Origin of the sequence: Mesorhizobium sp. B2-2-4 (genome assembly GCF_006442375.1) — a bacterium.
In the GTDB taxonomy this organism is placed as follows: domain Bacteria; phylum Pseudomonadota; class Alphaproteobacteria; order Rhizobiales; family Rhizobiaceae; genus Mesorhizobium.
In genome coordinates this window covers 95512-120450 of sequence record NZ_VFWB01000012.1, presented here as the reverse complement: position 1 = coordinate 120450, position 24939 = coordinate 95512, and the positions used below count along the sequence as shown (strand labels likewise).

27 protein-coding genes are annotated in these 24939 nt (G+C 63.9%); 13 read left to right on the top strand and 14 right to left on the bottom strand.

What is annotated here, in order from left to right; genetic code table 11:
* Window positions 1-107 precede the first annotated feature (107 nt).
* The 4 genes from rpoN to lptC form a co-directional block, all read right to left on the bottom strand.
* Window positions 108-1634 carry an RNA polymerase factor sigma-54 gene (gene rpoN, locus FJ959_RS26470; protein ID WP_140632946.1) on the bottom strand — a complete coding sequence of 509 codons (1527 nt, stop codon included), beginning with the start codon at window positions 1632-1634 and terminating at the stop codon, window positions 108-110.
* A gap of 195 nt (window positions 1635-1829) precedes the next feature.
* On the bottom strand, window positions 1830-2648 hold the full coding sequence (gene lptB, locus FJ959_RS26465) for an LPS export ABC transporter ATP-binding protein (RefSeq protein ID WP_140500202.1): 819 nt from the start codon (window positions 2646-2648) through the stop codon (window positions 1830-1832).
* Window positions 2648-3232, bottom strand: a complete 585-nt coding sequence (locus FJ959_RS26460; RefSeq protein ID WP_140500204.1) for an LptA/OstA family protein — start codon at window positions 3230-3232, stop codon at window positions 2648-2650. Before FJ959_RS26460 ends, lptB begins: the two co-directional genes overlap by 1 nt.
* Window positions 3219-3932, bottom strand: coding sequence for an LPS export ABC transporter periplasmic protein LptC (lptC, locus tag FJ959_RS26455; protein WP_140500206.1), 714 nt, complete (start codon window positions 3930-3932; stop codon window positions 3219-3221). The genes FJ959_RS26460 and lptC overlap by 14 nt, the downstream gene beginning before the upstream one ends.
* Window positions 3933-4315: 383 nt before the next feature.
* On the opposite strand from lptC, the gene sppA reads away from it, so the two are divergent.
* The 4 genes from sppA (at window position 4316) to FJ959_RS26435 (ending at window position 7046) form a co-directional block, all read left to right on the top strand.
* On the top strand, window positions 4316-5272 hold the full coding sequence (sppA, locus tag FJ959_RS26450) for a signal peptide peptidase SppA (protein WP_140522514.1): 957 nt from the start codon (window positions 4316-4318) through the stop codon (window positions 5270-5272).
* A gap of 80 nt (window positions 5273-5352) precedes the next feature.
* Window positions 5353-5637, top strand: coding sequence for an integration host factor subunit beta (locus tag FJ959_RS26445; RefSeq protein ID WP_006200394.1), 285 nt, complete (start codon window positions 5353-5355; stop codon window positions 5635-5637).
* A 53-nt stretch (window positions 5638-5690) separates the two neighbouring features.
* Window positions 5691-6023: a DUF1049 domain-containing protein gene (locus tag FJ959_RS26440; RefSeq protein WP_140522516.1), complete on the top strand. Its 333-nt coding sequence runs from the start codon at window positions 5691-5693 to the stop codon at window positions 6021-6023.
* Between the two features lie 57 nt (window positions 6024-6080).
* Entirely contained in the window at window positions 6081-7046 is a 966-nt protein-coding gene (locus FJ959_RS26435; RefSeq protein WP_140632943.1) for an ornithine cyclodeaminase family protein, read from the top strand.
* A 1-nt stretch (window position 7047) separates the two neighbouring features.
* On the opposite strand, the gene FJ959_RS26430 is transcribed toward FJ959_RS26435, so the two are convergent.
* The 3 genes from FJ959_RS26430 to FJ959_RS26420 all read right to left on the bottom strand — a co-directional run bounded on the left by FJ959_RS26430 (window position 7048) and on the right by FJ959_RS26420 (window position 8660).
* Entirely contained in the window at window positions 7048-7479 is a 432-nt protein-coding gene (locus tag FJ959_RS26430; RefSeq protein WP_140632940.1) for an EVE domain-containing protein, read from the bottom strand.
* A complete protein-coding gene (locus FJ959_RS26425; RefSeq protein ID WP_140632937.1) occupies window positions 7476-7871 on the bottom strand; it encodes a VOC family protein in 396 nt (131 codons plus the stop codon). Before FJ959_RS26425 ends, FJ959_RS26430 begins: the two co-directional genes overlap by 4 nt.
* 102 nt (window positions 7872-7973) lie before the next feature.
* Window positions 7974-8660, bottom strand: a complete 687-nt coding sequence (locus tag FJ959_RS26420) for a YafY family protein (protein ID WP_140632934.1) — start codon at window positions 8658-8660, stop codon at window positions 7974-7976.
* 134 nt (window positions 8661-8794) lie between these two features.
* Here FJ959_RS26420 and FJ959_RS26415 point away from each other — a divergent pair, with 134 nt between their 5' ends.
* The 6 genes from FJ959_RS26415 to FJ959_RS26390 all read left to right on the top strand — a co-directional run bounded on the left by FJ959_RS26415 (window position 8795) and on the right by FJ959_RS26390 (window position 15761).
* Window positions 8795-9880 (top strand): class I SAM-dependent rRNA methyltransferase, encoded by a 1086-nt coding sequence (locus tag FJ959_RS26415; protein ID WP_140632931.1) that lies wholly within the window; start codon window positions 8795-8797, stop codon window positions 9878-9880.
* Window positions 9880-10740, top strand: coding sequence for an RNA methyltransferase (locus tag FJ959_RS26410; protein WP_140632928.1), 861 nt, complete (start codon window positions 9880-9882; stop codon window positions 10738-10740). The genes FJ959_RS26415 and FJ959_RS26410 overlap by 1 nt, the downstream gene beginning before the upstream one ends.
* Window positions 10741-10753: 13 nt before the next feature.
* On the top strand, window positions 10754-11242 hold the full coding sequence (gene lspA, locus FJ959_RS26405; RefSeq protein WP_140500223.1) for a signal peptidase II: 489 nt from the start codon (window positions 10754-10756) through the stop codon (window positions 11240-11242).
* 62 nt (window positions 11243-11304) lie between these two features.
* On the top strand, window positions 11305-12297 hold the full coding sequence (locus FJ959_RS26400) for an MDR family oxidoreductase (RefSeq protein ID WP_140632925.1): 993 nt from the start codon (window positions 11305-11307) through the stop codon (window positions 12295-12297).
* A gap of 85 nt (window positions 12298-12382) precedes the next feature.
* Entirely contained in the window at window positions 12383-14692 is a 2310-nt protein-coding gene (locus tag FJ959_RS26395) for a PAS domain-containing hybrid sensor histidine kinase/response regulator (RefSeq protein ID WP_140632922.1), read from the top strand.
* A 181-nt stretch (window positions 14693-14873) separates the two neighbouring features.
* On the top strand, window positions 14874-15761 hold the full coding sequence (locus tag FJ959_RS26390) for a GNAT family N-acetyltransferase (protein WP_140500229.1): 888 nt from the start codon (window positions 14874-14876) through the stop codon (window positions 15759-15761).
* A gap of 117 nt (window positions 15762-15878) precedes the next feature.
* On the opposite strand, the gene FJ959_RS26385 is transcribed toward FJ959_RS26390, so the two are convergent.
* Together FJ959_RS26385 and grpE are read right to left on the bottom strand one after the other, a co-directional pair.
* The gene (locus FJ959_RS26385) at window positions 15879-16511 is read right to left on the bottom strand and encodes a trimeric intracellular cation channel family protein (protein ID WP_140560243.1); all 633 of its coding nucleotides are present in this window, start codon (window positions 16509-16511) and stop codon (window positions 15879-15881) included.
* A 112-nt stretch (window positions 16512-16623) separates the two neighbouring features.
* On the bottom strand, window positions 16624-17259 hold the full coding sequence (gene grpE / locus FJ959_RS26380; RefSeq protein WP_140500232.1) for a nucleotide exchange factor GrpE: 636 nt from the start codon (window positions 17257-17259) through the stop codon (window positions 16624-16626).
* Window positions 17260-17498: 239 nt separating this feature from the next.
* On the opposite strand from grpE, the gene FJ959_RS26375 reads away from it, so the two are divergent.
* Both FJ959_RS26375 and FJ959_RS26370 read left to right on the top strand, forming a co-directional pair.
* Entirely contained in the window at window positions 17499-17699 is a 201-nt protein-coding gene (locus FJ959_RS26375; RefSeq protein ID WP_140500234.1) for a hypothetical protein, read from the top strand.
* A gap of 164 nt (window positions 17700-17863) precedes the next feature.
* Window positions 17864-18886, top strand: coding sequence for a fatty acid desaturase (locus tag FJ959_RS26370; RefSeq protein WP_140500460.1), 1023 nt, complete (start codon window positions 17864-17866; stop codon window positions 18884-18886).
* A gap of 107 nt (window positions 18887-18993) precedes the next feature.
* Here FJ959_RS26370 and FJ959_RS26365 read toward each other — a convergent pair whose 3' ends face one another.
* From FJ959_RS26365 to cysG, 5 genes are all read right to left on the bottom strand, one after another.
* Window positions 18994-19527 carry a DUF934 domain-containing protein gene (locus tag FJ959_RS26365; RefSeq protein ID WP_140500236.1) on the bottom strand — a complete coding sequence of 178 codons (534 nt, stop codon included), beginning with the start codon at window positions 19525-19527 and terminating at the stop codon, window positions 18994-18996.
* A 161-nt stretch (window positions 19528-19688) separates the two neighbouring features.
* Window positions 19689-20453, bottom strand: coding sequence for a phosphoadenylyl-sulfate reductase (locus FJ959_RS26360; protein WP_140500238.1), 765 nt, complete (start codon window positions 20451-20453; stop codon window positions 19689-19691).
* A complete protein-coding gene (locus FJ959_RS26355) occupies window positions 20428-22098 on the bottom strand; it encodes a nitrite/sulfite reductase (protein ID WP_140513763.1) in 1671 nt (556 codons plus the stop codon). The genes FJ959_RS26360 and FJ959_RS26355 overlap by 26 nt, the downstream gene beginning before the upstream one ends.
* 48 nt (window positions 22099-22146) lie before the next feature.
* Window positions 22147-22440 (bottom strand): DUF2849 domain-containing protein, encoded by a 294-nt coding sequence (locus FJ959_RS26350; RefSeq protein ID WP_140500242.1) that lies wholly within the window; start codon window positions 22438-22440, stop codon window positions 22147-22149.
* Window positions 22437-23882 (bottom strand): siroheme synthase CysG, encoded by a 1446-nt coding sequence (cysG, locus tag FJ959_RS26345; protein ID WP_140513764.1) that lies wholly within the window; start codon window positions 23880-23882, stop codon window positions 22437-22439. The genes FJ959_RS26350 and cysG overlap by 4 nt, the downstream gene beginning before the upstream one ends.
* Before the next feature lie 431 nt (window positions 23883-24313).
* On the opposite strand from cysG, the gene FJ959_RS26340 reads away from it, so the two are divergent.
* On the top strand, window positions 24314-24763 hold the full coding sequence (locus FJ959_RS26340; RefSeq protein ID WP_140513765.1) for a host attachment family protein: 450 nt from the start codon (window positions 24314-24316) through the stop codon (window positions 24761-24763).
* Window positions 24764-24939 lie beyond the last annotated feature (176 nt).

Below are 24939 nucleotides of genomic sequence, written 5' to 3'. Positions count from 1 at the left end.
CGGACCATCCGCTAGCGGGCGTCGAGCCCGTCTCATGCGGGCGGGCTTCTAGCCACTTCACCGCAGCTTGTCAATGAAGCGCGAAACCCTGTGGAAAATCGCCGAACCTAGCGCCCGGCGCTGGCAAGGGCCCGCTTCTCGCGCCGGCGCTGCACCGAGGACGGGATATTCATGCCTTCCCTGTATTTGGCGACCGTACGCCTGGCGATGTCGACGCCGCTTTCGCGCAACATGTCGACGATCGCGTCGTCGGACAGGACGTCGATGGTTTTTTCCTCGTCGATCAATTGCTTGATGCGGTCGCGCACCGCTTCCGACGAATGCGCCTCGCCACCGCCCGACGCGGCTATCGAGGCGGTGAAGAAATAGCGCAGTTCGAACACGCCGCGCGGCGTCAGCATGTACTTGTTCGCGGTAACCCGGCTGACGGTCGATTCGTGCATGCCTATGGCGTCGGCCACCGTGCGCAGGTTGAGCGGCTTCAGCTGGCGCACGCCATGGACGAGGAAGGCATCCTGCTGGCGCACGATCTCCGATGCGACCTTGAGAATGGTCTTTGCCCGCTGATCGAGGCTGCGCGTCAGCCAATTGGCGTTCTGCAGGCACTCGGCCAGGAAATCCTTTTCGGCCTGGTTCTTGGCGTGCGGCGAAACCTGGGCGAAATAGATGTGGTCGACCAGCACGCGCGGCAGCGTTTCGGCGTTGAGCTCGACCGTCCAGCTGCCGTCATTGGCCGCGCGCACCTCGACATCGGCAATGACGGCGTCGCTGGCGCCGCCCGAAAATGCCATGCCCGGCCGCGGATCGAGCGCCCGGATCTCGGCCAGCATGTCGAGCAGGTCCTCTTCGTCGACGCCGCAGATCCGCTTCAGCGTGTGAAAATCGCGGCGCGCCAGGAGTTCGAGGTTGGCAATCAGCGCCTTCATCGCCGGATCGAGCCTGTCGCGCACGGCAAGTTGCAGCGACAGGCATTCGGCAAGGTCGCGGGCGAACAGGCCGGCCGGCTCGAAGGTCTGGCACACCGACAGCACCTTGGCCACGGCGTCGGCGCCGCTACCAAGGCGCGAGGCTATCTCAGCCATATCGGCGCGCATATAGCCGGTCTCGTCGAGGCCGTCCGCGAGTTCGCCGGCGATCAGGCGCGCCGCCGGATCGGCGAAAGCGAGCGCAATATGCTCGCTGACATGATCGCGCAGCGTGATGGCGGTCGCCGCCATATCGCCGGCGTCGAAGCCATCGGACGAGGACGTGCCGCCATTGCCGGTCGCCGATTTCCACTGCGCCGTGAGGTCTGGTCCGAGCCGCTCGCTGGTGCCCGGGTCGTCCGGGAACAGGTTCTCCAGCGATGTGTCGAGCTTTTCCGAGATCGCCTCGGCGCTCCATCCCGCTTCGGTCTCGAACCAGTCGCCGTCGGCCGCCGTTTCCGGTGCCGCCTCGGTCCTCGGCGCCTGGTCGCTGGCGGCGTCGTCCTGCGGCTCGGCGCGCTCCAGCAACGGGTTGCGCTCGATCTCCTCGTCGATGAAGTGCTCGAGTTCGGCATGGGTGAACTGCAGCAGCCGGATCGACTGCATCAGCTGCGGCGTCATCACCAGCGACTGCGACTGTCGTAGCTGTAGTTTCGCCGCCAACGCCATGGTTCGGTTTCAAACGCCTCGTCTGCATCCGGACTGCCGGAAGGAATTTTCGCGAACCGATAGAAACTGGCCCGGCTTTTGCTTGTCAAGGCAAACGCTAGCAAAACCCGCTTACCGGAGCGTTATCCCGGAGCAAAATCGCGAGAAAATGGCCCCTGACAGGAAAAAAATCGCGTCAGGAAACAAATTTCACGCTCAAAGCGTGAATCCCTCGCCCAGATAGAGCCGCCGCACGTCGGGATTTGCGACCACTTCATCAGCCCGGCCATGAGTGAGCACCTGGCCGGCATGGATGATGTAGGCGCGGTCGATCAGGCCGAGCGTCTCGCGCACATTGTGATCGGTGATGAGCACGCCGATGCCGCGCGCCGTCAAATGACGCACCAGTTGCTGGATGTCGGCGACGGCGATCGGGTCGATGCCGGCGAAAGGCTCGTCGAGCAGCATGTAGGCCGGGCGCGTGGCCAGCGCACGCGCGATCTCCAGGCGCCGACGTTCGCCGCCGGAAAGCGACATCGACGGCGCCTTGCGCAAATGGCTGATATGGAACTCCTCGAGCAGTTCGTCGAGGCTGCGCTCGCGCTCCTTGCGGCTCTTTTCGACCACTTCCAGCACGGCGCGAATGTTCTGCTCGACGCTGAGGCCGCGGAAGATCGAGGCCTCCTGCGGCAGATAGCCGATGCCCAGACGCGCACGCCGGTACATCGGCATGGAGGTGACATCGAAGCCGTCGATCTCGATCGTGCCCTCGTCCACAGGCACCAGGCCGGTGACCATGTAGAAACAGGTGGTCTTGCCGGCGCCGTTGGGACCGAGCAGCCCGACGGCCTCGCCGGCACGCACCCCGAGCGTGACGCCGCTGACCACCTTGCGACCCTTGTAGCTCTTGGTCAGGCCCTTGGCGATCAAGGTTCCCTTGAACTTCGCCTTATCGGCGGTGACCGTGGCCGGAGCCGAAACCTTGCCGGCGGCCCGCCCCGGAAGACGCGCCGTCAGCGACGACAGGCTGGCCATCAGGGGTTCGTCGCTCCCGATTTCGGCGGTGGCGTCATCGACATGATGACACGTCCACCGCAGCCGTCGACATTGGCGAGGCCAGTCTTCATCTGCACGGTGAGCTTGCAGCCCTTGAGGACATTGGGGCCTTGCGACAGCACCACTTCCTTGCCGGACAGGACCAGCACCTGCGTCTTCATGTCGAAGGTGCCATTATCACCGGTCGCGATCTGGTCATTCGACTTGATGTAAACTTTTCCGCTGACTTCAAGGTGGTCGATGTTGGCGGAGCCGGTCATCGCCGCTCCCGCTGCTTCCGTCCCCTTTGCGGCCGCGTTCGGGTCCTTGACGTAGTAGACCATCATCTTGCCGGACTTGAGCAGGGTCGGTCCCTGCACGACCGTGACGTTGCCGGTGAACACGGCGACGTTGTCCGCCTGCCGGACCTCCAGCTTGTCGCTCTCGATCTGGATGGGCTTGTCGCCCGACAGTTTGAGCCCGGACGCGCTCTCGGCGGTGGATTGCGCCAGCGCCGGCGCAAGCCCCAGCAAAAGCAGCGCCGAAGCTGCGGCGGCAAGCCGTGTCGAACTAATGAGCCACATTCGCTTCTTCGCCCTTTGCCTCTGCCGCCTTCAGATTGGCGGGATCGATATTGACGCGCACCTTGTTCTCGAACACCAGAACCTTGCCATTGTCCTGCACCGACAAGGAATTCGCGGTGATCTGCGACCCGTCACGGCTGACGTCCACGGGATCATCCGTCTTCATAGTGCCTTTGCCCATGTCGAGGAAGACCGATTTGAACCTGGCCTGAAGGCCGTCGGTCGTGGCGATCGTGACGTCGCTGGTCAGGTGCATCGTATTGCCTTCGCGATCGTAGGTACCATGCGTGGCTTTGATCGCAGCGACATTGTCGGCCGCGATCGGCACCTTGGCGTCGATGCCGTCGAGTTCGATGATGCCTTGCGTGCTGACGTCCTGTATGGCGCGCAATGCCGTCATGGAATAGGGCAATTTCTGCTTGGTGAAGCCGTTGAGCTTGGGGTTGGCCATCACCAGCTTGCCGTTGGAAAAGGCGGTGCCTTCCGCCTGGACCGCGACGGACACCGGTGCGGCGAGGTAGGAATAGACCGGGAAGGCGATGGCGATCAACGCCGCCAGCACCGGCACGGCGAATTTGAGCACGCGCACGCGGCGCGAATGCCGCCGTGCGCGATCGAACGCGTCCCCCCTCGCCGGGCCGTCCGCCGGGGGAGCCAACTCCGTCTCGGTGCTGCTCGCTTCACTCGTTCGCGCTAACATAACTGCTTTCTTCTAAAAACCCCTGCCCGCCGGGCAACACCGCCTATAGGTGGGACGTCGGCGCTTTCAAGCAAGCACAAGCCGACGAAAACCGCGAAAATGTGACAGTTGCGGTCGTGCAGATCAGAACGGATCGACACCGACAGCCCTGCTTCATAGCAGAAATAGACGTCTGGCGTACATTTTTCGTTACCGCCGGCTCTCTCCTTACCTGCCGTTCGTTTCACGGACCAATCACGAAACCGACGTCTTGGCGGACGCTGACGCGCACTTGCCTCGCGTGCGCCGCGCGCGGATTGCCGCGTCATGCGCAGACGGAATTGCTTCCAGACCGGGACGTCATGGTCTAAAAGCATCTCTTTCCATCGACCGTGAGGCTGACCATGGCATTGAGAGCCGACGACCTGATCGACCGCCGCCGCTTGCGGCGTAAGCTGACCTTCTGGCGCGCTGCGGCCATCGCCATCGTTGCGCTCGGCGTCATTGCGATCTCGGCCTGGTTCTATCGCGACGATTTCGGCGGGTCGGCCGTCGATCATATCGCCAAGGTCAGGATCGAAGGCACCATAACCGAGGACGACGAACTGATCGAGCGGCTGGAAGCCATCCGCAAGTCGCCGAGGGTGAAAGGCGTGATCCTCGCCATCGATTCCCCCGGCGGCACCACCGTCGGCGGTGAATCGATCTATGAGGAGGTGCGCAAGCTCGCCGCCGACAAGCCTGTCGCGGCCGAGGTCGGCACGCTCGCCGCGTCGGCCGGCTACATGATCGCGAGCGCCACCGATCACATCGTCGCCCGCAAGACCTCGATCGTCGGCTCGATCGGCGTGTTGATCCAGTATCCTGATGTCAGCGGCCTGATGGACAAGCTCGGCGTCAAGCTGGAGGAAGTGAAATCCTCGCCGCTCAAGGCCTCGCCCTCGCCTTTCAAGCCGACCAACGACGACGAGCGCGCCATGGTCCGCAAGCTCATCCTCGACAGCTACGACTGGTTCGTCGGCATCGTCGCCGAACGCCGCAAGATGACCCGCGAGCAAGCGCTGGCGCTCGCCGACGGATCGATCTTTACCGGTCGCCAAGGGGTCGCCAACGGCCTGATCGACGCCGTCGGCGGCGAGACCGAGGCGATCGACTGGCTGGCGACCAAGGGCGTCGACTCGAAACTCAAGGTGGTCGAATGGAAGGACACTGAGCGGCGCGGCGGCTTCCTGTTTTCCAAAGCGATGGTGCGCACGATCGCCGGCGCGCTCGGCCTGCCGGACTACAGCGGCGATATCATCCATGAACTTGGCGCCGACCGCTTGTTTCTTGACGGTCTCGTTTCCGTCTGGCACCCTTGAGATGCCGTTTGGGGTGGATGAAAAAGCAAACAAAATCATCCTCATAATTTCGACCGCACCGATTTCAGGGGACCCGTCCGATGATCAAGTCCGAACTTGTGCAGATTATTGCCACGCGCAATCCGCATCTTTTCCTGCGCGACGTTGAAAACATCGTCGGCGCGATTTTCGACGAGATCACCGACGCGCTCGCCGAAGGCAACCGGGTCGAATTGCGTGGCTTCGGTGCCTTTTCGGTGAAAAATCGCCCCGCCCGCACCGGCCGCAACCCGCGCACCGGTGAATCCGTCGAGGTCGAGGAGAAATGGGTGCCTTTCTTCAAGACCGGCAAGGAACTGCGCGAAAGGCTGAATGGCGGAAAATAGGCGCGACGCCAGACCGGCCCTTCCCGGGAGGCCGGTTTCCGACGGAAAACATCATGCTCAATCGCTTCATGCTCATCGTGGTCTTCGTGCCCCTGGCGGTCATCCTGATCGCGCTGGCCGTCGCCAATCGCGAACTCGTCGCCTTCACGCTGGATCCGTTCAATCCCGGCAATCCGGCGCTGACGCTCACTTTGCCGCTGTTCATCTTCCTGTTCCTGGCCCTCGCCGTCGGCATGGTCGTCGGCAGCCTGGCGACCTGGGTCAAGCAGGGACGCTACCGCAAGCTGGCGCGCCAGCGCGGCGTCGAGGCCGAGAACCTGCGCCAGGCGATCGGCCGCACCCCGTCGACACCGCAGGGACCGGTGCTGCCGAAGCCGACCAACTGACCGCCGCACGGCGCTGTGGGCCCTCTCGGGCCCGCGATTTTCTTCACGGAGTTTCCCATGCTGACCATTTCGGCCGCAGAGGTCGACCAGGCGTTGACCTTCCCAGGGCTGGTGGAGACGCTGCGCGTGGCTTTCCGTGACGGCGCGGTGCAACCTGTCCGGCACCATCACACGGTCGAACGGCCGGACGGTGCGGCCTCGACCTTGCTGCTGATGCCGGCCTGGACCGACTTCAACGCAGCCGGCATCTCGGCCGGGGGACACATCGGCGTCAAGATCGTTACCGTCTCGCCCGACAACAATGCCATCGGCAAACCGGCGGTGATGGGGGTCTATCTCCTGCTCAACGGCGCCACCGGCGAACCGGAGGCCCTGATCGACGGCCAGCGGCTGACGCAATGGCGCACGGCCTGCGCCTCGGCGCTCGCCGCATCCTATCTGGCGCGCGAAGACGCTTCCCGGCTGCTGGTGATCGGGGCCGGTGCGCTGTCGCCATTCCTCGCCAAGGCGCATTGCGCCGTGCGGCCGATCAGGACCATCCGCATCTGGAATCGCACCTTGGACAACGCCGAGAAGGTCGCCGCCGGACTGCGCGCCGAGGGCTTCGCGGCGAGCGCAGCGACCGATCTCGATGCCGAACTCGGCCAGGCCGATATCGTCTCGTCGGCGACGATCGCCACCGATCCGCTGATCAAGGGCGCCCGCCTGAAGCCGGGAAGCCATGTCGACATGGTCGGCGGCTTCACCCCGACAATGCGCGAAAGCGACGACGAGGCGATAGGGCGCGCCCGGGTCTATGTCGACACCCGCGCCGGCGCCACCAAGGAAGCGGGCGACATCGTCATACCGCTCGCTTCCGGCGTGCTGAAATCGGAAGCCATCATAGCCGATTTGCACGAGCTGGCGCGCGGTCAGAAGCAAGGGCGCCGGAGCGCCGACGAGATCACGCTGTTCAAGTCGGTCGGCGCCGCGCTCGAGGACCTTGCCGCCGGCATTGCCGTCTACAAGGCGCTCAGGACCTAGCTTACTGTCCCGGCTGGTTAGCGCCCATAGCTTCGGCGATTACGGCGAAATCGGCCGCGCTTATCGAGAACAGGCCGAAGCGCAGTTGATACCCCCAATTCGGCTTGCCGGCCGTGAAGTCCAGCCTGTCGAGCAATGGCTTGATCGGCGCTTCCCCGGCCGCCGCCCAGTCGACGTCGCGGCGAAAGGGCGTGAAGCCGCCGCCCATGTCGCCTTGATAGGGTTCTCCCTCCCGTACCGTGCCGATCGCCGTGAACACCCGCAGCCCGTCTTTCTCGCCCAAAATCGTTGTCGGCGAATAATAAACAATGCCGTCCCCGGGCTGCATCCGCCGCAGCGGCGCCGCCTTGCCGTGGTTGACCTGCATAAAGCCGCCCTCGCGGCCGCGCCGGACGTGCTGCGCCGACGCCACCGCGATCCAATACGCGCTCATTCCTGCTCCCCCTCGGCCTGCTGCCCGTCCGACAGCCAGTAGACCCGCAGGCGATGGTTGTCGGGATCGAGCGCAACGAAGGTGCGGCCGAAATCCATGTCGGTCGGCGCCTGCAGGATCTTCAGCCCACGTCCGGACCAGTCGGCATGGGCGGCATCGACTGCCTCGGGCGTATCCAGGGCAAAGACGATCTCGGCGCCGCCACCGGTCGCTGCCGCCGCCGGTTCCACCGTATGCCTCGACCAGAGACCGAGTTTGAAACCGTTGTCGAGCACGAACAGCACGAATGTCGGCGCGCTTTCGACCGGCTCGCGGCCGAGCAGCGCGCTGTAGAAGGCGCCGCTACGCTGCGGCTGGTCGACGTAGAGGATGACGAAATTGGGGGTGACCATGACTGTTCTCCAGGGGTTTCGACCGGGACAGACATAAAGCGCATCACTGTCAGATTCTGGCAGTATCCGTCACGAAAGGCGCCCTGGACAGCTTACACACCGCTAACGCCGTGGGGTGTCGAGCGTTGCCCGCCATTCCTTCAGCAGCGCCTGACGGCGGCGCGGATAGCGCAGATCCGTCGTCTTGAGCTCGGCTATGCGGTCGGTGCGAAAATGCCGGAAATCCTGCCGCATTTCGCACCACGCCACCACGACCCGCACCTTGTCGAAGAACCCAAGCGCGAACGGCCACACGATGCGCCGCGAGCCCGCGCCACCGGCATCGCGATAGAAGAAGTCCAGCTTGCGCTCGTTGCGGATCGCCTGCCGCACCAGGCCGAGATCGATGCCTTCGACAGTCCCGCTGGGCGGCCCGACCAGCAGTGCGGTGGCGTCGAGATCCTCGCGCAGATCATCCGGCAGCACCGACGCGATCTTGGCAAGCGCGTTGACGGCCGCTACCGAAAGCCGCGAATCCGGCTGCTTGGCGACCCAGCGCGAACCGAGCACAATTGCCTCGATCTCCTCGTCGCTGAACATCAACGGCGGCAGCATGAATCCGGGCTTCAGCACATAGCCGAGCCCCGCCTCGCCATCGATCGGCGCCCCCTGGCCCTGCAGCGTTGCGATGTCGCGGTAAAGCGTGCGAATTGAAATCCCGAGTTCGTCGGCGAGCGACTGCCCGCTCACCGGCATGCGATGCCGGCGTAATGTCTGGATCAGGTCGAGCAGGCGTTCGGAGCGGGACATATCGAAGATTTGCCTGTTTCTTTGACATTGGTCCATCGCAAGCCGACATGACCAGGCGACGCTTGCGCGGCGGACTTGGTTGCGAAGCCGGTTGCCCTATGTCAAAAGCGGCCACGCCTCGGAGATGCTCCTGCTTGAAATCTTTTCGCGACAAACGCCGCGACAGCCGTCCGCCCGCAAAAAGCGGTGCACAACAGGCGCGTCCGCATGAAGGTCGTGGAACGGCCCGGCCGGACGCCAGGCCGCAGGAGCGGCCCGACGCCAGGGCCGACGAGCGCCCCGAACCGAAGTCGGCGCCCCGCATCCTGGCCCGTCGCGACGGCGCTCTTCCGGCCGAACAGCTTCCGCTGATCCTCGAAGTGGCGCCCAATGCCGATTATGCGCTGCTTGACAGCGGCGCCGGCCAGAAGCTCGAACAATACGGTCCTTATCGGATCGTCCGCCCCGAGGGCCAGGCGATCTGGCAGAAGGCGCTACCGGCAAGGGAATGGGACCGCGCCGACGCTGTCTTCACCGGCGATACCGACGAGGAAGGCATTGGCCGCTGGCGCTTCCCCGGGACGCCGCTCGGCGAGACCTGGCCTATGAAGCACGACGGCATCGATTATCTCGGCCGCTTCACCTCGTTTCGCCACGTCGGCGTGTTTCCCGAGCAGGCCTCGCACTGGGATCACATGGCCGGACTGATCGCGGCGGCCAGGCGGCCGGTCAAGGTGCTCAACCTGTTCGGCTATACCGGTCTTGCCTCGCTGGTGGCGGCGCGCGCCGGCGCGGAGGTCACCCATGTCGATGCCTCGAAAAAGGCGATCGGCTGGGCTCGCGAAAACCAGGAGATGGCCGGGCTTGGCAACAAGCCGATCCGCTGGATCGTCGAAGACGCAGTGAAATTCGCCGAGCGCGAGGAGCGCCGCGGCAGCCGCTATGACATCGTTCTGTTCGACCCGCCCGCCTATGGCCGCGGCCCCAAGGGCGAGGTCTGGCAGTTGTTCGAGGACCTGCCGGCATTGACCGATCTCTGCCGATCGATCCTGACCCCGAAACCGCTTGCCGTGGTGCTGACCGCTTATTCGATCCGCGCCTCCTTCTTCGCCATCCATGCCCTCATGCGCGACACCTTTGCCGGCATGGGCGGCAGGGTTGAATCGGGCGAATTGATCATCCGCGAAAAATCGGCGGGCCGCGCGCTGTCGACCTCGCTGTTCTCGCGCTGGGTGGCCTGATGAGTGGATATGACGGCGCCCGTCCGGTCGGGCAGGTGAAAGAGGTCACCAGCCTCGCCAATCCGCTGGTCAAGGACATCAAGGCGCTGGCCTTGAAAAAATTCCGCGACCAGCAGAACGCCTTCATGGCCGAGGGACTGAAGCTGGTCATCGATGCGCTCGACCTCGGCTGGCAGATCAGGACCCTGGTCTTCGCCAAGGCCGGACGCGGCAACGCGGCGGTTGAGAAGGTCGCTGCGCGCACGGTGGCTTCCGGCGGCACGGTGCTTGAAGTCTCGGAAAAAGTGCTTGTCGCCATAACCCGCCGCGACAATCCGCAAATGGTGATCGGCGTTTTCTCGCAGAAATTCCTGGCCCTGAAGGATATCCGCGCCGACAATGGCGATGTCTGGGTGGCGCTCGACCGGGTGCGTGATCCCGGCAATCTCGGCACCGTCATCCGCACGGTGGACGCCGTAGGCGCGAAGGGCGTGATCCTGGTCGGAGACACCACCGATCCCTTTTCGGTGGAGACGGTGCGCGCCACCATGGGCTCTATCTTCGCCGTTCCGGTGGCCAAGACGACGACCGAGGCATTCCTCGCCTGGCGCGGCGGGTTTTCGGGCCTCGTCGCCGGCACACACCTCAAAGGCGCGGTCGACTACCGCTCGGTCGATTTTTCCCGGGGGCCGGTGCTGCTGATGATGGGCAATGAACAGCAAGGCCTGCCCGAAAGCCTGGCGGCGAGTTGCGACAGGCTGCTCAGGATTCCGCAGGCAGGGCGTGCCGATTCGCTCAATCTTGCCGTCGCCACCGGCGTCATGCTGTTCGAGATCCGCCGCGGCGCGCTGAAACTGGACCCTATGGTGGATTCGCAATGAGGGTTGCCCAATCGTGAAATCATGGTCTCCCTATGCGCTGCTGGTCGTCGCGGCCATCGCGCTCGACCAGTGGATAAAACATTTGGTCGAGATCGGCCTTCCCTTTCAGGAAAAGCTCGATCTCCTGCCCTTCCTGGCGCTGTTTCGCACCTATAATACCGGCATCGCCTTCTCGATGTTCTCATCCTTCGGCGATACCGGGCTGGTGATCATCGCCGTTCTCGTCGTCGCCTTCGTGCTCTATCTGGCCACGCACACGCCAGCGGGCCATGTTATTGCCCGCACCGGCTTTGCCCTGATCATCGGTGGCGCGCTCGGCAATCTGATCGACCGCGCCGTCTACGGCCACGTCATCGACTACATCCTGTTCCACACTCCGGTCTGGTCCTTCGCCGTGTTCAATCTCGCCGATGCCTTCATTTCGGTCGGCGCCGCGCTGGTCGTGCTTGACGAAGTTTTGGGCTGGCGGCGCCAGCCCAAGCCCCAGGGTCCCGACGCCTGAGCGATTGACCCGGCGCGGCCGCCGCAGCAGAGTCCAAACGTCGATAGATCGAGGAGAGAAAAATGCCCGAAACCTTCAAAGCCATCCTCGTTTCGCGCGACGCCGAAAAGAGACAGTCGGTGGCGGTGACCGACCTCACCGAAGCCGATCTCATGGACGGTGACGTCACCGTCGCAGTCGAAGCGACGACGGTGAACTACAAGGATGGGCTCGCAATATCAGGCAAGGCGCCGGTCATTCGCCGCTGGCCCTTGGTGCCAGGCATCGATTTCGCCGGAACGGTCTTATCCTCTTCCCATCCCGACTGGCGCAAGGGAGACAAGGTCATCCTGAACGGCTGGGGTGTCGGCGAGACGCATTTTGGCGCCTATGCCGAACGCGCCCGCGTCAACGGCAACTGGCTGGTGCCGCTCCCCGACGGCATCAGCGCGCATGACGCGATGGCGGTCGGCACCGCGGGCTATACCGCAATGCTGTGCGTCATGGCACTGGAGCGGCACGGCATCGTGCCCGATCGCGGGCCCGTGGTGGTGACGGGCGCGGCCGGCGGCGTCGGTTCGGTCGCGGTCTCCATCCTGTCCAGCCTGGGCTATCACGTCATTGCCTCGACCGGGCGCAATGCCGAAAGCCCGTATCTCATCGATCTTGGCGCCGCGGAGGTGATATCGCGTGACGAACTCAGCCAGCCGACCAAGCCGCTCGCCAAGGAGCGTTGGGCGGGCGGCATCGATTCCGTCGGCAGCCACACACTGGCCAATGTGCTCTCTATGACCGCCTATGGCGGTGCCGTCGCGGCCTGCGGCCTGGCCGGCGGCATGGACCTGCCGTCGAGCGTGGCACCTTTCATCCTGCGCGGCGTTTCGCTGCTCGGCATCGATTCGGTGATGGCGCCGAAACCGGTGCGGCTCGAGGCCTGGCGCCGCATCGGCGCCGACCTGGATCTGCGCAAGCTCGCCAGCCTGTCCACGACCATCGGCTTCGACAACATCATCGACGCCGCGCGCGACATCGTCGACGGCAAGATCCGCGGCCGCGTCGTTGTCGACATGCAGTGAGTTCGCCGGGGTAAAACAACCTATCCGCTAAAATTCGAACGATCCCCCGCAGGCTTCCATAATTTCTGTCCGGTAGGGTTTTCGCATGGTCGCGGAATCCGGCATCCAGGAAGCGGAGACTGGCGAAGACGTCGATGCGGTACCCCCGCCGGCGTCGGCGCGGCGGTTCGTCGCCGCACCGCCGCTGGCGCCTGAGCCGCAACAGGCCAGGAATCAGCCGCGATTGGCCGGCCGCGAAGGCTTGCCGCTGCTGACCTTCGTCGCCATCATCATGCTGGCGGGGCTGACGCACCTGACCGGCGCGCCGATCTTCATCAGCCTCGCTTTGCTGGCGACCGGCCTTGCCGGCTTCGGCCTGCACCTGCGCGCCAGAAGGAACGAATCCCGCACCGCCGCGCTGCTTGATGAAACCACGGCTCGCAGCCGTGCCGAGATCGAGACGCTGGCCGATCGCATGTGGGAGATGCAGGAGAGCGAAGAGCGCTTTCGCGGCCTGATCGACGCGCTTGGCGATCTCGTCATTCATCGCGACCGCGACGGCTATATCGTCTATGCCAACAAGGTGTTCGCCGATCTCGTCGAGGTCGACCAGCGCGACCTCGCCGGCAAGACCCTGGCGGAACTTGGCATCGAAGTCGGTATCGTTCCCGACGCCGCCTTTTCCGACCATGAATGCCTGAGTTCCACCGACGTCGCCATCCGCACCCCTGGCGGTTCGCGCTGGTTCTCGTGGATCGAACTGTCGGTGCGCGACAAGGACAGCGGTTCTGTCTCGCATCGCGCCATCGCCCGCGACATCACCGCCCGCAAGCGTGCCGAATCCTCGCTGATCACCGCGCGCGAGCGGGCCGAATACGCAAGCCAGGCCAAATCGCGCTTCCTCGCCACCGTCAGCCATGAAATCCGCACGCCGATGAACGGCATCATGGGCATGGCCAGGCTGTTGGCCGATACCAGCCTGTCGCCGGAGCAGCAGACCTATGTCGGCGCCATTTCGACCTCGGCCAGCGCGCTGCTGGCCCTCATCGAGGACCTGCTCGACTATTCCAAGATCGAGGCGGGACGCTTCGATCCCGAACCGCAGCCAATGTCGGTGCGCGAGATCGCCGACAACGTTGTCGAGCTCCTCGCCGCGCGCGCCTTCTCCAAGGATATCGGCCTCGGCTGCCATGTCGAGCCCGACGTGCCGCAATTGATCACCGCAGATCCGGGCCGGGTCAGGCAGGTGCTGCTCAACCTGATCGGCAACGCCATCAAGTTCACCGACAGCGGCGGGGTGCTGGTGAGTATAGCGCGCGCCCGCACTGAAACCACTGACCGCATATGCTTCACCATCGCGGATACCGGGCCAGGCCTGCATGAAGACGACATGGAGCGCATTTTCGAGGAGTTCGAGCAGGCCGACGGTACCTCGACGCGCGCGCATGGCGGAGCCGGTCTCGGTCTTGCCATCTCCAAGCGCCTGGTGACCGCCATGGGCGGCACGATTTCCGTCTCCAGCCGGTTGGGTCAGGGTTCGGAATTCGTCTTCGATATCCCGGCCATCTCCGCGAGCGAGCCACCACCGGGCCGGATGGACGCGCTTCAGGGCAGGCACGCGGTAATCCTGTCGAGAAATATCGTCGAGGCCGACGCCATCGCCCGCAGCATCCGCGCCAACGGCGGCGCGGTCGATATCGCCACCACCGTGGCGCAGGCGGCATCGTTCTCCGGCGATTGCGACGTGCTGCTGGTCGACGCGGCCATGGAAGAGGGCGACGGAAGACTGCTCAAGCGGCTGCGCCAAAGCGGTTTTTCCGATTGCGAAGCCATCACGCTGATCGCCCCGACCGATCGCGGCATGCTCGGCGAGTTCCGCGCCAGCGGCTACGCGACCTTCCTCGCCAGACCGGTGCGAGGCGGAACACTTTTGCGTGTGCTTCTGAGCAGTCATGCGCCGGCGCTTGCCCCGACACGGCCGGAAAAGCCCCACCCGCCGGCGCTTCGCGCCGCCAGTGATCGCCAGCGTGGCCTGTCGGTGCTGATCGCCGAGGACAATGACATCAACGCCATGCTCGCTCGCGCCACGCTGCTAAAGGCCGGTCATCGCGTCAAGGTTGTCGGCAACGGCAAGGCGGCGGTCGAGGCCGTTACCGGTGCCGGACACAAACACCGCTTCGACGTGGTGCTGATGGACCTGCACATGCCGGTGATGGATGGGATGGACGCCATCGCCGCCATCCGCCGCCATGAGGAGGAGACGGCCGTGCCGCCAGTGCCCATCATGGTGCTGTCGGCCGACAGCCAGGAAAAGACCCGCCATGCGGTGCTCGCCCACGGCGCCAGCGGCTTTGTCACCAAGCCGCTCGACCCCGATGCACTGGTCGACGCCATCGAGGGGCAGGTCGCCGCCTGAGACTTTTTCATCAATCTCCTGCCGAGCGGCGCCACCCTGCTTTTGCATAACGTAGCCGGTTGACCGTATTCGCCAGCCGACGAAGTATTGCCCGCGACGCCGTATCACGGTACTGTCACAATCCTGTTGCACCTACACCGTATCCCCGTGCCAAGAGGGATGGCTCGAAGGAGAATCACTCGTGCATACAGTTATGCCGGAATGTGACACTCGGCCGAACGCCGGCGGCGCCTTGCTTGCCGGGCGCAATGTCGATTCCGTCACAAAGGGCGCAGCGCTCGGCCGTATCGGCAACCTCGAAGTGCGGCTGGCCCGCAACGAGGCCGAGATCGCGGCCGCGCAGGAAGTGCGCTACCGGGTATTCTACGACGAGCTTGGCGCCAGGAAGAACCTGTTTCAGGTGCAGGACCGCCGTGATGCCGACCGCTTCGATCCGCACTGCGATCACCTGCTCGTCTTCGATACCTCGCTTTCCGGCCCCGAACATCGCCGCATCGTCGGGACCTACCGGCTGCTGCGGCAAGAAATCGCTGCGGCCGCCGGCGGCTTCTATTCCGAAGGCGAGTTCGAGCTGACCAAGCTCATCGCCCGTCACCCCGGCCAGCGCTTTCTCGAGCTCGGCCGCTCCTGCGTCCTGCCGGAATACCGTTCGAAGCGCACCATCGAGGCGTTGTGGCAAGGCATCTGGGCCTACATCAACCACTACGGCATTGGCGTGATGACCGGCTGTGCGTCTTTCCAGGGCACGGTGCCGGCGGCCCATGCCGAGGCGCTCACCTATCTGGCGCATCACTGCCGCACGAATTCGGCTTGGGACGTGCGCGCCGTCGCCGGGCGCTATTGTTCCATGGACCTGATGCCGATCGAGGCGGTCAATGCCAAGGCAGCGATCGCTGCGATGCCGCCCTTGGTCAAGGGCTATCTCAGGGTCGGCGCCCGCATCGGCGACGGCTGCGTCATCGATCGTGAATTCTCGACGGTCGATGTGTTCGTGGTGATGCCGGTCAAGGAGATCGGCGCCCGCTACGTCAATTATTACGGCGGGGAAGCGCAGCGTTTTGCGGCGTGATCGGTAGTCAGTAGTCAGTAGTCAGTAGTCAGTAGTGAAGACATCATAATTTACACCTACTGATTAACCCTAATCACTACTCACTACTCACTAATCACTAACCCCTAATCCCTTCTCTCACGAAATATCCTCCGGCCGCCTGCCGGGCCGGCTCTTGTAGGACGCAAACGACCAGCCGAATTTGAGCGCGCCGCCGCGCACGGCGAATGCCGCGGCGAAACCGGCCAAGCCTGACACGATCTGCGGCAGTCCGGCGACATCGCCCAATGTGAAGATCGACGCGCCAACCAGGGCGGCCGTAACATAGATTTCCGGCCTCAGCAGCACCGAAGGCTCCCCTGCCAGCACGTCGCGCAGGATGCCGCCGAATGTGGCGGTCAGCACGCCGGTGATGACGGAAACGACTGGCGAACCGGTGATGGCCAACCCTTTGGCCGCACCCATCACCGAAAAAGCGGCTAGCCCGACGGCGTCGAGCCAGAGCAGCCACTTCCAGCGGGATTCGACACGGTGCGCGCTGAAAAACACCAGCACCGAAACCGCCGCGCAGATCAGCACATAGCTGGAATTGGCGATCCAGAAAACCGGCAGGTTAAGGATGACGTCGCGAAGAGTGCCGCCGCCGATGCCGGTGACGCACGCCAGGAAAAGGAAGCCGATAACGTCGAGCTGCTTGCGCGACGCGGCAAGCGCACCTGTCGCCGCGAAGACCGCAACGCCGGCATAGTCGAGAAGCGCGATGGGGTTCAAGGGCGGGACCAGGGAGTAAGGCAGCAGGGGAGTAGGGAAGTATGTTTAGCACGAAGCCGTACTGTTGATACGCCCCTTACTGCCTTACTGCCTTACTGCGCTATTCCCCTAACTACGCATCCTTCTCCGCCTGCTCGTTGACGGGCCCCGGCTCGACCGGCGCTTCGCCGGCGGCGATTTTCGGGCCGCCCTTGGCAACGCCGACCATGGCCGGGCGCAGCACCCGCTCCCCGATCGAATAGCCCGGCTGCACGACCTGCACCACCGTGTTGGCCGGCACATCGGGATTGGGCACTTCGAACATGGCCTGGTGGAAATTGGGATCGAACTTCTCGCCTTCCGGCGCGAGCTTCTTGACGCCGTGCCGCTCCAGTGCGGACAGCATGGCACGCTCGGTGAGATCGACGCCGTCGATCAGCGCCTTGAAACCCGCATCGCCGGACGCCTTGGCCTCGGCGGGAATAGCGTCCAGCGCGCGGCGCAGATTGTCCGAAACCGACAGCATGTCGCGGGCGAAGTTCGCGACCGCATAGGTACGCGCGTCATGCACGTCGCGCGCGGTGCGGCGACGCAGGTTCTCCATCTCGGCCGCAACGCGAAGCGCCCTGTCCTTCAGCTCTTCATTCTCCTTCAGGAGCCGCACAACCGCTTCATAATCGCCATCGACGCCACCTTCCGTGCGCTCGGCATTGGCTTCGGTCGCCTCAATTTCGTCGGGCGCGCGTTCGTCTTTTGCCTGGTCGCTCATCGCCGTTTCCCATCATCTCGAATAGTGTGGATTTTGAGCCCGATATCGAGGTTTGGTGGGCAAAAATCAAGGGGTAAGCGAAGGCACGCGCCCAGCCGTTCAAACCGAATGGCGATCAGTGCGATGCTTCGATTTTAATTCAAACTTTACCATAGCTTCCACCTTTGCTTGCCCCGGCGGCGCGATCGGGGAACCATTTGCTGGCTGGAGGATTTTCGAACCGACACAGGATTTTTGAAATGACACCCCGCGACAAGGGCGAAAAGAAAGATCGGATCGCCGCCGAAATCCGGCGCCAGCTAGGCACGGCGGCGGTGAGACGCTTTCTGCATGCGCTGCCGGCCTTTCGCGCCGAGAAAGACATTCCCGACCGCTTCCGGGACCAGCTCGAACGTCTCGACGGCCTGGAAAACAGCATGGCTGGCGGCGCGCGCCATTGATGCATGTGACCGGATGCGATCCGGGTTGGCAGAGTTGCAGGGTTAGAACAGAACCTGAAGTCGCGGCCTGGATCGAGGATCCCGCGCCCCATCGCGACAATTACGCGCGGTAATTTCTCGTGATTAGCCTTGCGGGAGCCGGGCCCCTCCGCCTATGCTTCATGATGAACATGATTTCCCCTGAGACTGCCGCCAACAGTAAGCGCGCCTGGTTGAAGATCCTGGCGCGCTACAAGAAGCCGGACAGGCGGCGCAGCGCCGTCGAACTGGCGATCACCCTGATCCCTTTCGCAGCACTCTGGGCGCTGTCCTCGATCGCCTTTGCCTATGGCCATTGGTGGGGGCTGGTGCTGATCTTGCCGGCGGCGGGCTTCCTGGTGCGGATTTTCATGATCCAGCACGATTGCGGGCACGGATCTTTCTTCGCCAACCGCACCGCCGATGACTGGATAGGCCGCGTCCTGGGCGTGCTTACGCTGACGCCTTATGATTGCTGGCGGAGTGCTCATGCCACCCATCATGCCAGCGCGGGTAATCTCGACGAGCGCGGCGTTGGCGATATCAAGACGTTGACGGTCGCGGAGTACCGGCGGATGTCCTGGAGAGGTCGCCTCGCCTATCGTCTCTATCGCCATCCCTTGGTCATGTTCGGACTGGGGCCGATATGGCTCTTCATCTTCGAGCAAAGGCTGCCGGTCGGGATGATGCGCGGTGGCCTGAAGCCCTGGGTATCCTCGATGGCCACCAACCTCGCCATCGTTCTGGCAGCGTCGATCCTGATATGGTTCGTCGGTATTGGCGCTTTTCTGGTCGTCCACCTGCCGATCGTCATCCTTGCCGGATCCGCCGGCATCTGGCTGTTCTATGTCCAGCACCAGTTCGAGGAGACCGAATGGGCGAAGGACGATGAGTGGGAGTTCCAGCGTGCCGCCTTGCACGGATCCTCCTATTATGACCTGCCGCCGGTGCTGAACTGGTTCACCGGCAACATCGGTGTCCATCATGTCCATCACCTCTCCGCGAAGGTGCCAGGCTACCGCCTGCAGGAAGTGCTGCGCGATTATCCGGAACTGCGCGGCATAGGCCGCATCACCCTTCTTGAGAGCCTGCGCTGCGTCAAGCTGGCGCTGTGGGATGAAAACAGCGGCAAGCTGGTGTCGTTTCGCCAGGCACGGATGGCGGCGTAGCCATCTTCTGCCTGGCTCTGCTGTCCCCGATCCGCCGGCGGCACCTCCTGTCGTCGTGACGGGAGAGGACAGGCGGCCGCAAACCTGTCGCTGGAAGTGTCGTGACGTCAGCCGGCACGCAGCCGACGCCAGGAGTATTTTGGTCCCTTGGGCTTCGGCACGGCGGCAGGCTGGTAGTAGAGTCCCAATCCGCCGGTGCGGCCTTCGTCCAGCCGCTTCAAGAGCACGGGATTGGAGATTTCGAATTCATCGAAACCGAGCCGCAGCATATGCGGCAGTTGGTCGACCAGCACCTGGCCGGTGGCGCGCACGGCACCTTCGAAATGATGTCGGCTGCGCAGCAATTCGCCCTTTGAGAAGGAGCGGCCATCGCTGAACGACGGAAAAGCCAGCGCCACCAGCGACAGTTGGTCGAGCAGGCCAGCAATCCTTTCGAGCTGATCGCCGGGTTGCAGCACGACACCGATCCTTTCCTTGGCCGACCGGCGCACCTCCGGATCGAGATCGAGAAACGCCTGCAGCGGCAGGATGAAGCGGCCATTGCCGGACAGCGCTTCCGCGCCTTCGGCATGAGCCCACTCATCCTCCCGAAAACCCGTCGGGGTCCAGAGGCGGGTCTCCGGTATCGTCGGTTCAGTCATCGAAATTTCCTAAAATTCAAAGAGCTCAAGGGGGTGTGGAGATTCAAGCAGGCCCGAGTCGAAAACGGTAGCTTCCGAGAGCCGGAGCGGAGCGTACTTGTAGTACGTGAGCCCCCGAAGCCGCCGTTTGCAGGCCGGCCTCACCTGAATATCAGCATACCCTATAACGATGCGTCGGTCAGCGACTTCTCCAGTCCCGACAGGTGAATGCCGCACTCGGTCTTGGCATGGCCGGCCCAGCGGCCGCTGCGCGCGTCCTCGCCCGGCTGCACCGGCTGGGTGCACGGGAAGCAGCCGATCGACAGATAGCCATAGGCGACCAGCGGATTTTCCCGCAGTGCATGCGCGCGCATGTAGTCCGCCTGGTCCGACGTCGTCCAGTGCGCCAGCGGATTGATGCGGATACGTGGGCCGACCGCCTCGAACACCGGAAGTGCTGCGCGCGTCGAGGCCTGGAAGCGTTTGCGGCCGGTGAACCAGGCGCGGAAAGGCGCCACGCCCCGTGCCAGCGGCTCGACCTTGCGCACGTCGCAGCAGGCGTCGGTGTTGGTCTGGTGCAGATTGCCGGTCGGATCGATCCGCTCGAGTGCTGCCTCGTCGGGCTTGATCACCTGGATGTTGGTCAACCCGAAATCGGCGACCAGGGCGTCGCGATAGCCGAGCGTCTCCTCGAAATGCTTGCCAGTATCGAGAAAGATGACCGGCAGCGAGCGATCGACTTCGGAAATCATGTGCAGTAGCACGGCCGAATCGGCACCGAAGGAAGACACCGCGGCAATCTCATCGTGAAACAGGTCGCCTGCCGCGCGTTCGATGATGTCGAGCGGATTCAGGTGGCCGTAAAGCGCGTCAAACCCCGCCGCTTTGGCGGCGATGCCGTCATCGGCGTCGACGATAGGGTCAAGCGGCCTTGGCTTCGCCAGCATAGAGCGCCTCCTTGAACGGCGCGGGACCGACACGGCGGTAGGCGTCGATGAATTTCTCTTGTGAGTTGAGCCGAAGGCCGAGATAGGTCTCGACGATCTGCTCGATGGCGTCGGTGATCTCTTCCGACGAGAAGCCGCGGCCGATGATCTCGCCCACCGAAGTGTTCTCGTCGGCCGAACCGCCAAGCGTCACCTGGTACAGCTCGGTGCCTTTCTTTTCGACTCCGAGAATGCCGATGTGTCCGACATGGTGATGGCCGCAGGCATTGATGCAGCCGGAGATCTTCAGCTTCAACTCGCCGATCTCGCGCTGCCGCTCCAGCGAGGCGAAGCGACGCGAGATCTCCTGCGCGATCGGGATCGAACGCGCTGTGGCCAGCGCGCAATAGTCGAGGCCCGGGCACGAGATGATGTCCGATATCAGGTTCGAATTGGCGGTCGCCAGGCCGATATCGACCAGCGCGTCATAGACCGCCTTCAGGTCGGCGCGCGCCACATGCGGCAGGATCAGGTTCTGCTCGTGGCTGACGCGCAACTCGTTGTATCCATACTTCTCGGCGATATCGGCAATCGCTTCCATCTGGCTGTCGGTCGCATCGCCCGGCACTTCGCCGATACCCTTCAGCGAGATGGTCACCGCCGCATAGTCGGGGTGGCGATGCGTCACCACGTTCTGGTCGAGCCAATCCGAGAAGCCCTTGGAATCGAGGCGTGCCAGCTTTACAGCCTCGTCGCCGTCCGGCCGCGCGGTCAGCGCTGGTGGCGCGAAATAGGCGTCGATGGCGCGGATGTCTGCTTCCGGCAGCTTCAACTCGGCGTCCTTCAATTGCTGCCATTCCGCCTCGACCTGGCGCGTGATCTCCTCGACGCCGGTCTCGTGGACCAGGATTTTGATGCGCGCCTTGAACTTATTGTCGCGGCGGCCATGCAGGTTGTAAACGCGCAGGATCGCCGTGCAGTAGGACAAAAGGTCGGCTTCCGGCAGGAAATCGCGGATCTTCCTGGCGACCATCGGCGTGCGCCCCTGGCCGCCGCCGACATAGACGGCGAAGCCGAGCTCGCCGGCCGCGTTCTTCTTCAGGTGCAGGCCGATGTCGTGGGTCTGGATGGCGGCGCGGTCGCGCTCCGCGCCGGTTACCGCGATCTTGAACTTGCGCGGCAGGTAGGAAAACTCCGGATGAACAGATGACCACTGGCGCAGGATTTCCGCATAGGGACGCGGATCGGCGACCTCGTCGGCCGCCGCACCCGCGAAATGGTCCGCGGTGACGTTGCGGATACAATTGCCGCTGGTCTGGATGGCGTGCATCTCGACACTCGCCAGATCGGCCAGGATCGCAGGAATGTCGGACAGCGCCGGCCAGTGGAACTGGATGTTCTGGCGCGTGGTGAAATGGCCGTAGCCCTTGTCGTATTTGCGCGCGATGTGGCCGAGCATGCGCAACTGCTTGCCGTTCAGCGTGCCATAGGGCACCGCGATGCGCAGCATATAGGCGTGCAATTGCAGGTAGACGCCGTTCATCAGCCTGAGCGGCCGGAACTGGTCCTCGGTGATCTCGCCGGCGAGCCGGCGCTGGACCTGGTCGCTGAACTCGGCGACGCGGGCCTGGACAAAATCGTGATCGAACTCATCGTAGCGGTACATGCTTCGTCTTTCAGGGCGCGTCCGCCCGTGTTCACTTCCGGTCTGGGCTTACGCCGCCCGGGAGGCCTGCTTGCCAAGATCGTTGCGGATGGTCGGGCCCGCGGCGCGGATCTTCTCGCGCAACCGCACCGGCTCGACAACGCCGTTCACGATTTCGGCATCGATGAGGTTGACGTCGAGGACTTCGTTGTCGGCGTGGGCCTTGGCACCGATCGCTTCCAGGCGATCCTCGGCCGCCTTGTCATGGGCGAGGTCGGCATGGTCCGCCCTCTCGGCCCAGCCGCCGTCTGCGTACCAGACGGCGATGCCGTCGGCGAGCCGGTTGGCGGTCAGTATCTTCATTGCTGAACTCCCTCGGTGGCAGCTATGGGCGCACCTTCATGCCTGTGTGCCGCGAGCGGTTCGGACCGTTCGAAATTGGCGCCGGCGACCGCATCGCCGATGATGGTCATGACCGGACCTGAGAGATCGGCGCGCGCTTCCAACGACGGCAGGTCGGCAAGCGTGCCGTGGAAACGGCGGCGATTGCCGAGGCTGGCATTCTCGACCACGGCTACCGCCGTATCGGGCGAAAGCCCGGCCTCGATCAGCCGGCCGGCAACCTCTGCGGCCACCGAGCGGCCCATATAGACAGCAACGGTGGCACCCGAAATGGCAAGCTTGGCCCAGTCGGGCAGCGAATTGCCCTTGAGATCATGACCGGTGGTGAACACCATCGAGGAGGAAACCCCGCGCAGCGTCAGCGGCAATTCGAAATCGGCGGCGGCGGCGAAAGCAGCGGTGACGCCCGGAACCACCTCATAGGCCACGCCCGCATCACGCAGCGCCGCCATCTCCTCGCCGGCCCGGCCGAACACCAGGGGATCGCCCGACTTCAGCCGCACCACACGCTTGCCTTCGCGGCCAAGCTCGACCAGCAGCGCGTTGATCTCGGCCTGGCTCTTGGTGTGACAGCCCTTGCGTTTGCCGACCGCCAGCCGCTCGGCGTCGCGTCGGCCCATGGCGACGACAGCCTCCGGCACCAGCGCGTCGTGGACGATGACATCGGCCTCCATCAGCAGGCGATGCGCACGCAGCGTCAAAAGGTCCTCGGCACCGGGGCCCGCGCCAACCAGGGCGATATGGCCTGAAGCGGATGCAGCCGAACGCAGAAGATCGGCGGCTGCGTCATGCGCCTGCGAAAGCTTGCCAGCTTCGACGGCGCGCGCCGGCGCACCGCCGAAGAACTCGCTCCAGAACCGGCGGCGCGAATTGCCCCTGGGCAGGCTTTCAGCGGCGGCCCGGAACGACGCGGCGAGAGCCGCCAGCCTGCCCAACGAAGGCGACAGCATGCGGTCGATGCGGGCACGCAGCATCTGCGCCAGCACCGGCCCAGCGCCTTCCGTGCCGATGGCGATCGCGACCGGTGCGCGATTGACCAGCGCCGGGGTGAAAAAATCGCAAAGCTCCGGCCGGTCCACCGCATTGACGGGGATGCCGAGCCGGCGCGCATCCTGGACAACGCGCCGGTCGAGCGCCTCATCGCCGCTGGCAGCGAACACCATCACCGAGCCTTCCAGCCGGCTCGCCTCATAGGCCGCGATGTGGGTGGCGCCACTCTGCGCGATGAAGCCGAGCATGTCCGGTGAGGCGCTCTCCGCGACGATGCGCAGCGTAGCGCTGGACTGCCCAAGCAATCGTGCCTTGGCCAACGCTTCGTCGCCGCCGCCGACGATCGTTACGGCTTCGTCCTCGACCCGTACGAAGACGGGGAAGGCATTGAGCTTGGGGGCGGGCTGCGGCATGGATACGAACGGAATCCTGATCTGGTCTTCACTTCTACGCGTGGGCGCGAAAAAGCTGAAGAAACCCACTCGCGCATCACCTTCCGGGATGCAATCGCTTTTTCTAAAGGGCCGCGGCCAAGAGAAAAATATTCCACCTTGTTGCGGAGACCGGCATCAAGCCGCTGTCGCGGGCCTTGATTTCTCCTCTTTTTTGGGCCGAACGCGCTTATGACAAAACCGTTTTTTCTAAATTCTACTAATTTAGTAGATTAAAGCTGCCTGGCGGTCGTGCGCGCGCCTCCACCTCGACGGAGCGTCCGTATGACCTGGCTTTTTGGCTGGAACATTACCGGATCGAGGCGCGTTCCTTCCGCATGCGCAATTCAAAATCATACCTGGCCGCGGCGTGAAGCCAAGCGTGGCGGCAGCGAAGGAAGGAGCCCGGCGTCATGAGCGCGATCAAGTTGAAGCACGGCATCTGGATCATGGTGGCCGACGGAGAAAAAGCGCTCTTCCTCAGAAATGCAGGTGACACCAAATTTCCGAACCTCGAAGTGGTGCAGGAAATGAGGCAGGACAACCCGCCAACGCGCGAGCAAGGCAGCGACAGTCCCGGTCGCTACAATGACGGCCCCTCGGTTCATCGCAGCGCGGTTGAGGAGACGGATTGGCATCGGATCGGCAAGGAGCGCTTTGCCGACGAACTCGCCGAACGGCTCTACAAGCTGGCTCATCGAGGCTCTTTTGACGAAATCATCCTCATCGCGCCGCCGCTCGTGCTCGGCGCGATGCGCAAGATCCTGCACAAGGAAGTCAGCGACAAGGTCAGCGCGGAAATTCCCAAGACGCTGACCAACCACGCGGTATTCGAGATCGAGGCCCTGTTGCGGGCAGCTTGATCGTTGGCGATCGAGCGCCGCCGTTGCGGCGCATGATTTCGGCTGACCTCGAATTCCGGCTTGCTTGCCCACCGGCGAGGTATTTGTCGCTTCACCGGCAATTCCCGGTTTTGCGGGGTTGCGTGGCCGACACCCAATCCACCATATTGCAAGCAGGCGGCGGCTTCGGGCGGCGC